This is a genomic window from Pandoraea commovens (assembly GCF_902459615.1).
GTDB classification, from domain to species: domain Bacteria; phylum Pseudomonadota; class Gammaproteobacteria; order Burkholderiales; family Burkholderiaceae; genus Pandoraea; species Pandoraea commovens.
This window is the reverse complement of sequence record NZ_CABPSA010000001.1, coordinates 1,139,001-1,152,453: the sequence shown is the minus strand read 5'-3', so window position 1 is coordinate 1,152,453 and position 13,453 is coordinate 1,139,001. Positions and strand designations below refer to the sequence as shown.

Below are 13,453 nucleotides of genomic sequence, written 5' to 3'. Positions count from 1 at the left end.
TGGTGGTTCGATAGAAGGATTTCGCGATGTCTCTCGCCAATTCGGCCAACGTGGCCCATGTTCCCAAGGCTGACGACTCGGCATTGATGCGACGTTTCCTCGCCTTGCCGGGCGACAAGCGTCGCGTGTTTCAGTCGCGCGCCCGTGAGCAGGGCGTCGATCTGGCCAGTCTGCCGATCCCCGGTGGGCTGCGTGACGGGGCCGATGCGCCGCTGTCGTATGCTCAGCAACGCCTGTGGGTCGTCGAGCAACTGCATCCGGGCACGGGCGCGTACAACATTCCGGCCGCTGTGCGGCTGAAAGGGACGCTGAACGTTGTAGCGCTGTCGCAGGCGTTCGCGGGCATCGTCGCGCGGCATGAAGCGCTGCGCACCAGCTTTCACGAAGGGCCGAACGGGGCCGTGCAACGTGTGCATGACGATGTGCCGTTCTCCATCGACTACGAAGACTGGCAAAGCGATGACACGACCGTTGCCGATCGAGACGCGCGCGTGCAAGCATGCGCGCGTGACGAAGCAGTCCGTCCTTTCGCGCTGGACGCTGCGCCGTTGATGCGGGCACGACTGATTCGTGTAGCGGCCGACGAACACGTATTGCTGCTCACGCTGCATCACATCGTGGCGGACGCATGGTCGATGACGCGTCTGGTCGAGGAATGCACGCGTGGCTACGCCCAATTCGTCGGTACCGGCGGAGCGGGGACTCACGTCGCGCCACTGCCTGTGTTGCCGGTGCAGTACGCCGACTACGCCATCTGGCAACGTGGCTGGCTCGAAGCCGGTGAACTGGAGCGTCAACTAGCCTACTGGCGTGCGCAGCTTGGCGAAGACCATCCCATATTGCCGTTACCGACGGACCGTCCACGTCCGGCAGCGCCGAGCGGACGCGGCGCGACATATGTCATGGAAGCCGACGCACCGCTCACCGCACGGCTGCGTGAGTTGGCGCGTACTCACGACACCACGCTCTACACCGTGTTGCTGGCGGCGTATGGCGTGTGGCTGGGGCGCATTGCCGGTGTTCGCAGCGTCTGCGTTGGCGTGCCGGTCGCGGGGCGCGCGAAGCTGGAAACGGAGCCGCTGATCGGCTTCTTCGTCAACACGCAGGTGATGCGTGTGCCGCTCGATCCGACAACATCGTTCGGCGGTCTTGTCGCGACGATGCGCGCGCGGGCCATCGAAGCGCAAGCGCATGCCGACGTGCCGTTCGACAAGCTTGTCGAAGCGTTGCAACCGGCACGCGATGCGTCCGTCAACGCGCTGTTTCAGGCGAAGTTCAATCACGAGATTGCACGCGACGCCGTGCCGGAGATGGCCGGTCTTCGGATCGAGCCGGTGGTCGTTGCCGGACAAAGCTCGCACTTCGATCTCTCGCTCGATACGCTGGAGCGCGGCGACACGTTGCAGATCGCGCTGACGTACGCCACGGACCTGTTCGACGCCACGACCGTCGAGCCGTTAGCGCGTGCGTTCCACCGTCTGCTAACGCAACTGACGCAAGCCCCGGGCGACCCGCTCGCCGATATCGCGCTGAGCACCGACGTGCCCGTCACGACCGACGGCGAGCGGCGCGTGTGGGACACGCGCGACTGGATGGAGACATGGGCGTCGCGCGTCGCTCAGCAGGGCGATGTGCTGGCCGTCGAAGGCGGGGACGGTGCGTGGTCGCGTCGCACGCTCGACGCGCATGCCAATCGCGTGGCGCACGCGCTCGCGACGCAGGGCGTCGGTGCGGAGGATCGCATTGCATTGCTGATGCCGCGCAGCGTCGGTTGGGTCGCCGCGATGCTCGGTGTGTGGAAGCTAGGGGCGGCCTACGTGCCGCTGGACCCGACGCAGCCGTCCGCACGTCTCGCACAACTGATCGCAGCGAGCGGTGCAAAGGCACTGATCGTGGCGCCGGATGTCGCATCGGTCCCTCAGGTCGACGGCTGCCAGACGCTGGCCATCGTCGATGTGCTGGCGGGAGACGAGGTGCGTTTCGTCAGTCGCAGCGTGCATCCGGCGCAGGCGGCTTACGTCATCTACACGTCGGGGTCCACCGGACAGCCGAAGGGTGTCGTTGTGAGCCGGGGTGCGTTGCATAACTATGTACAGGGCGTGACCTCCAGACTGCACGATCTCCCGGAAGACGCCGGGATGGCGATGGTCTCGACCGTCGCGGCCGACCTCGGGCACACGGTGCTGTTCGGCGCGCTCGCGATGGGACGCCCGCTGCATCTCATGCCGCAGGAAGATGCTTTCGACGCGGGACGCTTCGCCGAGTGGATGCGTGCACGCCGCATCGGGGCGACGAAGATCGTGCCGAGCCATCTGAAGGGGCTGATGCTGGCCGCAGGACCGGACGTGCTTCCGAACGACTGGCTGATCGTGGGCGGGGAAGCGGCGGATGCCGAGTTGCTGACGTTGCTTCACACCCATCGTCCGTCGCTGCGTGTGCTCAATCACTACGGGCCGACCGAAACGACCGTGGGCGTGCTTACTCACCGTGCGGCATCCAATGATGCGCTGTTGCCTGTCGGCCTGCCGTTGCCGAACGTGAGTGCCTACGTACTCGACGACGATCTCAACGCGGTGCCGCCGGGCGTAAGCGGCGAGTTATACATCGGCGGTGTCGCGCTCGCACGTGGCTATCTCGGCGAGCCGGGCAAGACAGCGGAGCGCTTCGTGCCGGATCCGTGGCGTCCGGGCGCCCGTATGTATCGCACGGGCGATCGGGTGAAGCGACGTGCAGACAGTGAAATCGTCTATCTCGGACGCGCCGACGATCAGGTGAAGATTCGCGGCTATCGCGTGGAGCCGGGCGAGGTGGCCCATGCGCTGCGCGCGCTGGACGGTGTGCAGGATGCCATCGTCCTCGTGGAGCGCGACGCGCGCGGGCAATCGCAATTGCTCGGCGGCTACACGGGGGAGCTGACCGAGACCGACGCGAAGGCAGCGCTCACCTCGGCGTTGCCGTCGGCCTGGGTGCCGTCGCGGATCGTGCGTCTGACGGCACTACCGCTTACGGCGAACGGCAAGGTGGATCGTCGCGCGTTGCTGGCGGCGATGTCGACCGACACGTCCGACGGGGACGCGAAGGCGCAGGCGGCGCCGTCAGGCGAGATCGGCGCGCTCGAAGCACGCATCGCGGAAGTCTGGAAGGCGGTCCTCAAGACGGCGCAGGTAGGCCGCGACGCGAACTTCTTCGAGATCGGTGGCGATTCGATTCTGGCGTTGCAGGTGATTGCGCGGCTCAAACGCGGGACGCCGCCGCTCAAGGTCAGCCTGCGCGAACTGATGCAGCACGGCACGGTGGCACGCCTTGCCGCCGCACTTTCCCCTTCGCAGGCTGCGCCATCGGCCGGTGGCGACCTGCTGGTGCGGTTGAACGCCAGCAAGTCGTCGGCACCCGCGCTGTTTTGCGTTCACCCGGCGGTGGGCACTGTCTTCGACTACCGTCCGCTTGCGCAGGCACTGGCCGACGAACGTCCGGTGATCGGCATTCAGTCGCGCATGTTGATCGATCCGGCGTGGTCGGATAGGTCGCTTGACGAAATGGCAGGGCGATATGTCGACGCCGTGCGCATCGCTCAGCCGAACGGGCCGTATCACTTGCTCGGCTGGTCGCTCGGTGGGCCGATTGCGATGGCGATGGCCGAGCGTCTGCGTGCCAGCGGCCAGACGGTCGCGTTCCTCGGACTGGCGGATACGTTCGTACCGGCGCAGCAGGACGATGCGCCACCCGTCGCATCGTCGCGCGACTGGACGGGCGATCTGCTTGACTATCTCGTCACGATTCTGCCGCAGGTCGACGCGGGGAAACTACGCGCGTCGCTCGCACCGCACGCCGGGAAGCCGTTGGATGAGGGCGTATTGGCGGCTGCTGTCGATGCCGCGTTGACGATGCACGGGCAGGGCGGTGCGCCGGTGACCGCTGAGGGTGATTACGCGTCGCTCGGTCGCGACGAACTCGCGCACATGTTCCGGGTGACGGCGCACTTGCGTGCCTTGGCGGACGTTCATCGTCTGCGTCCGTCCGTGGTGCCCGTGCATGCATGGTGGGTCGAGCGGCGTGCGTCTGACGACCGTGAGCGGCTGTCGCGCGCGATGGGTGCAGCGCCGGTGTACGAGGGCACGGTCGCGTCGAGTCACATGCAACTGCCTCGCACGAAGGCGTGGATCGACGATGTCGCAAGGGCTGTGCGAGACGTGAGCGAAGTGAGCACTACCGGGGTGAGCGTCGCCGCGTGACATTGCGGCGACGGAGGTCGCGTTCGAAACAAAAAAGCGAGGCCAGTTCATTGGCCTCGCCTTTTTTAACGACCTTTCAGACGTCCAATGACTTACCAGCTGTACTTGGCCGTGCCGAGAATCGTGCGACGTGCACCATAGGCGCACTGTGAGGTCGTCACACACACGACGTAGGTCTTGTCGAAGATATTGCTGCCGTCGAGCTGGAAGCGCCAGTGCTTGTCCAACTGGTAGTGCAGGCCCAGGTCGACCAGCGTGCGCGACGGCGCTTGTCCGGCTGTATTGGTCGCGTCGATGAAGGTCGGTCCGACGTAACGAATGCCGCCGTTAAAGCCGAAGCCCTTGAGCACACCGGCGTGGAACGTGTAGTCGGCCCACAGGGCGGCGGCCGTGCGCGGTTGCTGCGGCGGTACTTTGCCCAGCAGCGTCGGGTCGGTCGTCTTCGAGTTGGTGATGTTCGTGTTCGTGTACGAGCCGATCACCTTCAGGTTGTCGGTGACTTCGCCGACCGCTTCGAGTTCGAAGCCCTTCGAGTGCTGCTCGCCCGTCGTGATCGAGAACGCCGTGTTGGCCGGATCGGGCGTGAGCACGTTCGTCATGCGGATGTCGAACAACGACAGCGTGACGAAGCTGTTGTAGCCCTTCGGCTGGTACTTCACACCGACTTCATACTGCTTGCCCTTCGACGGGTTGAACTGGTTGCCAAAGCGGTCCACACCGACGTTCGGCTGGAACGATTCGGAGTAGCTGAAGTACGGTGCCAGCCCCATGTCGAACAGATACGTCAGGCCAGCACGATAGGTCGCCTGCTGGTCTGCCTGATTCGACGAGCGGTTCGTCAGCCGGTTGTAGACGTTCTGTGCCACCCAGTCCTGACGTACGCCCAGCGTGAGCAACCACTTCTCGTACTTGATCTGGTCCTGGAAGTAGAGGCCGCCTTGCGTGAAGCGAGAATCGGAATCCGCTGCCTGACGCGTCAGACCGAACACGGCCGCGCCGTAGTTGGGGGAGAAGATGTCGAGCTGGTTCGCCGCGCTCGCCACACCCTGACGCATGCTGCGATGCTCGTTGTAGTAGTAATAGTCGAAGCCGAAAAGCGCCACGTGCGAGAGCGGACCCGTGGTGAATTTCGTCTGCAACTGGTTATCGATGGTGAGCACATCCGTCTGACGATAGTCGGCAAACGGCAACCGGTTGATCAGTCGCGTGCTGCCCGGCGCGAAGCCCAGACCGTAAGCGTTCGTGTCGACTTTGTAGTCGAAGTACGAATAGCGTGCAGCCTGCTTGAACGACACCTGATCGTTGAAGCGGTGTTCGAGCTGATAACCGGCGAACACCTGCTCGCGCTTGATGTTGTCGTAGTTCGGGTCGCCCACGAAGCGGCCGACCGGAATCTGACCGTTCGGGTTCGGGAGCACCGTGCCGGACGCGGGCAGGAACTGGCCGAAGCCGAGCTTATCGCGCTGGTAGCTGGCCTCGAACGTGATCGTGGTCTTGTCCGTGGCCTTCCACGTGAGCGACGGCGCGATGTAGATGCGGTCGTTCGGGGTGTAGTCGACCTGCGTGTTGCTGTCGCGGAACAGGCCGACGAGGCGGTAGAGCACGCGGCCGTCGGCGTCGAGCGGGCCGCTGAAGTCGAAGGCCGCCTGCTTGTTCTTGAACGAACCGGCCGAGAGCTGGATTTCGTGAAGCGGGGTCTCCAGCGGCTTCTTCGTCACCATGTTGATCAGGCCGCCGGGCGTGTTCTGCCCGTAAAGCACCGACGACGGTCCGCGCAGGATTTCGATGCGCTCAAGGCCGTACGGATCGAGCTGGAATTCTGTCGCCGATTGCAGACGCGTGCCGTCCATGAACAGGCCCAGCGTGGACGCCGAGAAGCCCCGAATGTTGATCCAGTCGAAGCGCGTCTCGAAGCCTGCGTTGTCCGGCAGCACACCGGCGCTATATCGCATGGCCTGACTGACCGACTGCGCGCCCAGATCCTGAATCATCTCCTTCGGAATGACCGACACCGACTGCGGATTCTCGATGAGCGGGGTATCCGTCTTGGTACCCGTGGTACTGCGCTTGGCGACGATGCCATCGACCGGCCCTGCGCCGTTCTCCGGGGCGCGCTCGGCGCTGACCTGCGTGGGCGAGAGCGCGACGTCGCCCTGCTGGACGGTGGTCTGCGCCCACGCACCGTGGGAGAGGGCCAGCGGCGCGAAGGCAAGGCTTGCGGCCAGCGCGATGTGACGGTGGATTGGGTGGATCGGGCGATGGATCGATTGCAGGCGACTGGCCCCCCGGCCACGTGCGCTCCCGTAGTGCTTCATCTAAGACTCCTAGGTTTTTATCGAAGACTGAGGCGACGTGCGCACTCGAATCCCCGGGCGACGGCACCTATCGAGTAGTGGACGAACCAACTGGCCGGATATTTAGGGGGCCATCATCGGCCTGTCATATGGGCCGCCTCATTGCGACAGATGCAGCACGCTGACGGTGGCCGCCGCAACGTCGGCCTCGGTGAACGGTGCGGCCTGCCAGCGCTTGTCGGCCCACGCTTGCAGGGCAGTCGCGTTGCGCGGATCGTCGCGGTCGTCCGAGGGGCCGGAGGCGTCGAGGGTGGCGGCGGCGACGCGTCGCGCCGTATCGTCCGGGAACGAGACGACCTGGAGATACGTATCGCCGCGCGGTGCCGTGTCCATGCCGTAGCGGTCGGTGCCCATGCGGGCGTCGGCGCACATGATCGAGAAGTAGCCCGCGATGTCGCAGCCGCCCGACAGGCCGATGCGACGTCCGCCGCGCGTGGCGAAGAGCGCTTCGTCGCGTCGGCTGTCGAGTGTCAGCCCCATACGTTGCATCTCCAGTACGGCTGCGCCCAGCACTTGCGCAAGCGACGCGCTTTCTGCAGCGATTCCGGCGGGCGACGCGACGGGGTGCGTTGCATCGAACGGGTCGACAAACGCCCGGCGGCCGGTGGCGTCGACGCCTGCGAGCCGGATCCAGACGGCATCCCACAAGTTCGCGCCCCGGGCGCTGCGCTCGCCCGTGCCGTCCCACGCGGCCAGCACGCGGCAGGCGGGCGCGAGATCGACGGTCTGCGGCGACTTCAGCGGTTTGCCGTCGATGGGGTCTTGGGTGATAAGCACGTCGAAGCGTTTGTCTTTAAGTTCGACCGCTGACGGGCAAACCCGCGCGAGGAGCGACTTGCGGGTGAGGTCGGCGGACAAGGGGTCGGCGCGCAGCACGGACTCACGTACGGCCTGCGTCGTGACCGGACCTGCGGCGCGCAAGGCGGCGATGCGTTGCAGGCCCGCGCGGCTGCGCAGCGAAAGCGGCGCGTTGCTTTGGCCGAGCACACTGCTGAGACGGGCGAGGGGCGCATCCGGCGCGGCCAGCCACGCGCTGTCGTTCATGTTGGCGACGACCGTGTCGCTCATGATGTCCGGCATCTCCCGGCGGCCCAAGGTGCCGGGCAACGGGCTGTCTGGCGCGGTTTGCCATGCGCAGGCGCTGCGGCTGCCGTCGAGGACAGGCAGGCCCGGCGCGGCCTTCGCGAAGGCCAATCCTGCGGGCTTTGCGGTGCAAGCGGCCGACAACGTGTCCGGCACGCCCGGCACCGGGCCGATGTCGCCGAACCATACGCGCGGGTCGCGTCGACCAATGGCCACGGTGTTGACCCACGGATTGGCCGCATCGGTGCGCATGCCGGACGCGAACGCATCGAGCGAGTCGGCCTGTGCCATGCGCAGGTAGTGATCGAGCAAGCCGAAGTTGTTCGCGTTGGCATCGCGCAGGACCAGTGCCTGACGCGTCGTCCAGCCGAGCGCCGGGGACATGGCCGAGAGATTGACGACCGGTCCGTCGGCTGTGCGATACAGCGTTCGTGAGACGGTCGACGTCTTGCCCTGCGCATCGCGCACGGGGACAGTCACGGACACGCGCTGCATGGCTTCGGTTCGGCCGTCGATCCGGTAGCGGGTCGGGTCGGACGGATCGAGCGTGAGGGCCATGAGGCCGAAGCGTCGCGCACTCGAGACCGTATGCGTCCACGCGACGTTCTGCGTGAAGCCGATCATGACGAACGGCGCGCCGAGCATGCCGACGCCGGAGACGTCGAGCTGGCCGGGGATCGTGAGGTGCGCAGGGTACAGCCGGTCGGGGCCCTCCCAGTACCAGTGCGGGCTGCCGTACAGGATCGGCTGACCGTCGGCGCTCAGCGACGCCCCGAAGGCAAACGCGTTGCTGCCGACGCCCGCATCGTTGATCGATGCCAACGACGTCGGGGGCACTCCGGCGGGCAACGATGTTGCGATCGTGCGCACCGGGCGTGATCGTCCATTGATCGCCGCACTGGCCGAAGGCGGCCGGGCCGTCGCGATGGCGGTGATCTGCGTGGCGGCGCTCGCGGCGAGGGTGGCGGCGTAGAGACGGCGGTAGACGTCGTCCTCCGTCACGGTGCCTAGCTGGCGCATCCAGTCGGCGTTACGGCACGCGGTGTGCTGCGCGGCGTCTGTGCCCGCTCGCACGTCTTGCAGATAGCGCGTCACACCAGCTGCGAAGCCCTGCGCCAGCTCACGTCCGCGCGGCGACTGGGCGGCGCGATACCGGTCGAGGGTGGCGGCATCGAACGTCAGACGAAAGAAGACGTCCGCATCGAGGTTGTTCGGCTGGCCGAAAGTGGCGCGCCGGGCAACCCGACCGTCCGCTCCGAAGGCCAGCGAGCGCTCGCCACGAAAGGTCACGATGCTCTCGGCGAGTGTGCAGAGATTGTCCTGCGCCTGCGCGTAACCGAAGCCATAACCGAGGCCGCCCCAGTTGTCCGCGCGAACATGGGCGGTGCCGTCGGTCGTGCGACGCACATCGGCGTTGTAATGAGCGGAAATGGACGGGGCGTGGGATTCCGGGTTTTTTGTCGTTTCGGCGACCTGATGCGTCGGGGGCGTGGGTGACGTGCATGCTGCAAGGCACAGGGCGACGGTGGCCAGTCCGGTACGCAGGGCGCTGGGCGATATCGGTGGGGAAGGCAGATCAGTTAAGGCGGGACGGGCAGGGCGGGCAAGAATCAGGCGCGACGGCTGGGGCGATCGGGACATGGGTAAATATGCCGGTTGGTGATACGTCTTTTGAGCGACGAACCACCACTTCCGGAGTTTAGGCGGCGCGCGCTCACGCCGACCGTCGAGACGACTGGTGCCCGATACCCGTACTTCCACCGGTCCAGCAGCCGCCAGACCGGCATTGAACATGACCGAATCTCTGACGCCTGCCGCGGGCGCGTCGTTGCGCGCGGAAGGCCTTAATGTTGCTGTGGGGGCCCGCAACGTCCTCACTCAGGTCGACGTGACCTTCGCCGCAGGCCGTGTGAGCGCGCTGTGCGGCCCAAACGGCTGCGGCAAGAGCACACTGCTGCGCACGCTGGGCGGCCTGCTCAAACCTGTGTCGGGCCGCGTATGGCTCGACGACACGCCACTTGACTCGCTGCGTGCGCGCGAGCGCGCGCGTCGCATCGCGCTGCTCGCTCAGACCCCCGGCATGCCGTTCGGCATGACCGTCGCCGAACTCGTCGCTTGCGGCCGCTACAGCCACACCGGCATGGGCGGACGCCTCGGGGAGCGCGACAACCTCGCCATCGAGCGCGCCCTGCATCTCATGGAACTGGAAACGCTGTGCACGCGCGACGTCACGGCATTGTCCGGCGGCGAGCGTCAGCGCGCGTTCATCGCGATGGCGCTGGCGCAGGAAGGCAACGTGCTGTTGCTCGACGAGCCGACGACGTATCTCGACGTGCGCCACCAGATCGACATCCTTGCGCGTATTCGCGAACTCAATCGCGAGACGGGGATGACGGTCGTGTGGGTGCTGCACGACCTGAATCAGGCCGCCGCCTTCTCCGACGCCATGCTGCTCATGCGGGACGGCAAGCTGGTCTTTTCGGGCACGCCCGACGAGACGATGGACCCGGACCGTCTGATGGCAGTGTTCGCCACGCCGATGCAACGCATCGACTTTCAGGGCTTGCCGATGTGCTTGCCGGTGCTGGGCGGGCAGGGGGGACGTAGTGACGTTCGCGAGCGGGCGGAGATCGGTGGTCCGAGTGTCCCGAATGGATTGAATGGCGGTCGACATGGCGGCTGAGCGTACGGTGGGGACCTTGCCCCTCGCGCGACGCCTCACGGTGCCCGCGCACGCCGCGCCGCGTCAGTACGCGCGCCGCACACGTGCGTTATTGGGCGGATGGCTGGCCCTTGCGCTCGCCATCGTCGTCCACGCGCTGGCGAACGACGCGTGGCCGGGGGCGGGCACGGTCGCACAGGCGATGCAAGGCGGGCCGAGCGGCATGAATAGCGACGCCACGCTCGGCTGGTTGCTGTTTGTGGACGCATGGATGCCGCAGATTCGTGCGGGCCTTGCCGCCGGGGCATGCCTTGGACTGGCCGGTGCGTTGCTCCAGACCATCACGCAGAATCCGCTCGCATCCGGCGAATTGCTCGGGGTGTCGGCGGGCGCGCAGATGGGGTTGATCGTCGCGTTGCTCGTGCCCGGCCTCGCCGTCCTGCCGATGATGCTGGCGGGCGGTGTGCTGGCGGCGCTGTTCACGTTCGCGCTCGCGGGCGGCACGCGCACGACACCGCTGCGTCTCACATTGGCCGGGGCGGCAAATGCGCTCGCGCTCTCGGCGTTATGCATGGTCGCGCTGACGCTCTACACCCGTGCGGCCGTGGGCGTCGTGCAGTGGAGCACGGGGTCGTTGCAGCAGTTCGGCAAACGCGGGGCGGAAGAAGCGATGTGGTTGCTGCTCCCGGCGGGCGTGGCCCTGCTGGCGTTGCTGCATCCGCTCGGACTGGCGCGGTTTGGCGAAGCGCAGGCGTCGGCGTTGGGGCAGCGAGTCGGCGCGGTGCGTGTCGGGACGATTTTGCTCGCTGCCGTGCTGTCCGCGATTGCCATTGCGCTGGCAGGGCCGGTCGGCTTCGTCGGGCTGGCCGCACCGAATCTGGTGCGTCTGATGGGGGTTCACCGGCCCGCATGGCTGATTCCGCTCTCGGCGTTGTGGGGCGGCGCAATGCTCATCTTCACCGATGCCATTGCGCGCGCGCTGGTGACGTTCGGTGCGCTGCCGGTCGGCGTGATGAGCGCCGTCATCGGTGCGCCCGTGCTGTTGCTGTTGCTTCGCTACGGCCTGCCCGCGAGCACTGCGGAAATGACCGCCCCGATGGCGGCTGGCCATCGTGCGTCGAACCGGCGACCGATGGCCGTGATCGCGGTGCTGGTGGTCGTCGCGCTGATCGCCGTTACCGGACTGACGCTGACGATGGGTGTGCTGTCATGGCCGTCGGCATGGCAGTGGCGCGATGTGTTCGATCCGCACACGGCGGCAGGCATGCTGGTGGACCTTCGTCTGCCGCGCAGTCTGATCGCGATGGGCGCTGGCGCATTGCTGGCGGGCAGCGGCGTGTTACTTCAGGGGGCTTGCCGGAATCCGCTGGCCGGGCCGGAACTGCTGGGCGTGAATCAGGCGGCAGGGCTGGCGGTGCTTGCGCTGCTACTGGTGTCACCCGATGCGGCCGCACGCTGGTCGATGCCCGCTGCGTGGGCGGCCAGCGCCGGGGTGCTGGCGATTGTGCTTGGCGTGAACGCGCGCTGGGGCCTGGCGCCGATGCGGGTGATCCTGACAGGCATGGCGCTGGCCGGTCTGCTCGCGGCGCTGGCGAACCTGCTGGTGCTGCAATTCCACGTGCATGCCACGCAGGCGCTGGTATGGCTCGTCGGCAGCAGTTACGGGCAATCGTGGCACGGCGTGCGGGCGTTGCTGCCCTGGCTGGCGATCTGTCTGCCGCTCGCGGTGTATGCCGGGCGATGGCTCGACCTGCTGAGTCTCGGCGACGAGACGGCCGAGGCGCTGGGCGTGCCGGTCGTGCGTGCCCGTCTCGGATTGCTGGTGCTCGCGAGCGCGATGGCTGCGGCGGCGGTGGCGACTGTCGGTCCGGTGGCTTACGTCGGATTGATCGTCCCGAATGCGCTGAGATCGCTGCCGCTGACCGGCACCCGCGACCGTATCGTCACGGCCGCGCTGGCGGGGGCTTTGCTGCTCGGCGTGGCCGACTTGTTCGGCCGGACGTTGTTCGCCCCGCTCGATTTGCCGCTGGGCATCGTCACCGCTGCCGTCGGCACGCCGCTCTTCCTATGGCTGCTCTCCCGTACTTTCCTGAGGTCGCATGCGCATGCTGGTTAAATCCTTTGGGGGCGTGCCTGTGCAAATCTCACGTCGTCGCTGCCTGAAATACCTTGCCGCTGGCGCGGCGGCGATCACGGGCGTGGCGGCGCTCGACGCACACGCGCAGAACTATCGCGGCCTGTTCAATCGCGCGTCGCCCGTCTTGCCGACGAACGCCCGCCGGGTCGTCTCGCTGGAGTTTCTGTTCACCGAGTCGCTGTTGGCGCTCGACGTCACGCCGGTCGGGGTGGCCGATCCCCGTGGCTACACGCAGTGGGTCAAATATCGCGCAGACCGGCTGGGCGCGGACAGCTCCGTGGGCACGCGCGAGCAACCGAATCTCGAAGCGATTGCGGCGTTGCGTCCCGATCTGATCATCGCGTACGCCTATCGGCATGAGCGGTTGTTCGACGCATTGGCGCGTGTCGCACCGACCGTCGTCTTTAACGTCCAGCCCGCCGAGGGCGAGGGCGACGCGCTCGACCGCATGCTGGCCATTTTCCGATCCCTTGGCGGCATGACGGGGCGCGCCGATGCGGCGGCGCAAATCATCGCCGCTAGCCAGGCGCGCATTGCCGAGGCGCGCACGAGTGCGCTGCGCGACGGTTTTCGCGATGCGCCGATTGCGCTGCTCAACGCCAACGCGGGCGGCGGCAATTTCTGGGCTTACGACAACAAGGACATGATCGGCGCGCTGATCGGGCATCTGGGTGCGCGCAACGCGCTCGGGTGGCTCGACGAGCGTCAGTCGATGGTCAATCTGTCGCTGGGCGATCTGGCGCGGCATCCCGAATGGTCGCTGATCGTCGTCGACAACGGCGCCGCGCCTGCGTATCAGTTGCCGGTCTGGCGGGCGTTGCCTGCCGTGCGCGACGGACGTGTTGCATTTCTGCCGCCGTCGTGGGGGTTTGGCGGACCGGTGTCGCTCGATCGGATTACCGGTCTCGTGGGCACGGCGTTCGCATCGATGGCGCCTGCCATGCGCGCGAGGGCTGCGTCTGGCGTATGAATGGCGTCTGAATTC

The 13,453-nt window shown here is 66.7% G+C and carries 6 protein-coding genes; 4 read left to right on the top strand and 2 right to left on the bottom strand.

What is annotated here, in order from left to right; translation table 11 throughout:
- Nucleotides 1-26: 26 nt before the first annotated feature.
- The gene (locus tag PCO31010_RS05120) at nt 27-4,232 is read left to right on the top strand and encodes an amino acid adenylation domain-containing protein (RefSeq protein WP_150663233.1); all 4,206 of its coding nucleotides are present in this window, start codon (nt 27-29) and stop codon (nt 4,230-4,232) included.
- Nucleotides 4,233-4,324: 92 nt separating this feature from the next.
- Here PCO31010_RS05120 and panL read toward each other — a convergent pair whose 3' ends face one another.
- Together panL and PCO31010_RS05110 are read right to left on the bottom strand one after the other, a co-directional pair.
- Nucleotides 4,325-6,547, bottom strand: coding sequence for a TonB-dependent pandorabactin receptor PanL (gene panL / locus PCO31010_RS05115; protein ID WP_150663232.1), 2,223 nt, complete (start codon nt 6,545-6,547; stop codon nt 4,325-4,327).
- 138 nt (nt 6,548-6,685) lie between these two features.
- A complete protein-coding gene (locus PCO31010_RS05110; protein ID WP_174984346.1) occupies nt 6,686-9,310 on the bottom strand; it encodes a penicillin acylase family protein in 2,625 nt (874 codons plus the stop codon).
- A 151-nt stretch (nt 9,311-9,461) separates the two neighbouring features.
- On the opposite strand from PCO31010_RS05110, the gene PCO31010_RS05105 reads away from it, so the two are divergent.
- Genes PCO31010_RS05105 through PCO31010_RS05095 form a run of 3 tightly spaced genes read left to right on the top strand, consistent with a single transcriptional unit; the run spans nt 9,462 to nt 13,438 of the window.
- Nucleotides 9,462-10,352: an ABC transporter ATP-binding protein gene (locus PCO31010_RS05105; protein WP_150663230.1), complete on the top strand. Its 891-nt coding sequence runs from the start codon at nt 9,462-9,464 to the stop codon at nt 10,350-10,352.
- On the top strand, nt 10,342-12,447 hold the full coding sequence (panO, locus tag PCO31010_RS05100) for a pandorabactin ABC transporter permease subunit PanO (RefSeq protein WP_444511834.1): 2,106 nt from the start codon (nt 10,342-10,344) through the stop codon (nt 12,445-12,447). The genes PCO31010_RS05105 and panO overlap by 11 nt, the downstream gene beginning before the upstream one ends.
- Nucleotides 12,437-13,438: an ABC transporter substrate-binding protein gene (locus tag PCO31010_RS05095; protein WP_174984343.1), complete on the top strand. Its 1,002-nt coding sequence runs from the start codon at nt 12,437-12,439 to the stop codon at nt 13,436-13,438. The genes panO and PCO31010_RS05095 overlap by 11 nt, the downstream gene beginning before the upstream one ends.
- The last annotated feature ends 15 nt before the right edge of the window (nt 13,439-13,453 follow it).

Bases quoted from the DNA above. Each gene is read 5' to 3' on its own strand.
- PCO31010_RS05120 (WP_150663233.1), top strand. From the start codon at position 27: ATGTCTCTCGCCAATTCGGCCAACGTGGCCCATGTTCCCAAGGCTGAC.
- panL (WP_150663232.1), bottom strand. From the start codon at position 6,547: ATGAAGCACTACGGGAGCGCACGTGGCCGGGGGGCCAGTCGCCTGCAA.
- PCO31010_RS05110 (WP_174984346.1), bottom strand. From the start codon at position 9,310: ATGTCCCGATCGCCCCAGCCGTCGCGCCTGATTCTTGCCCGCCCTGCC.
- PCO31010_RS05105 (WP_150663230.1), top strand. From the start codon at position 9,462: ATGACCGAATCTCTGACGCCTGCCGCGGGCGCGTCGTTGCGCGCGGAA.
- panO (WP_444511834.1), top strand. From the start codon at position 10,342: ATGGCGGCTGAGCGTACGGTGGGGACCTTGCCCCTCGCGCGACGCCTC.
- PCO31010_RS05095 (WP_174984343.1), top strand. From the start codon at position 12,437: ATGCTGGTTAAATCCTTTGGGGGCGTGCCTGTGCAAATCTCACGTCGT.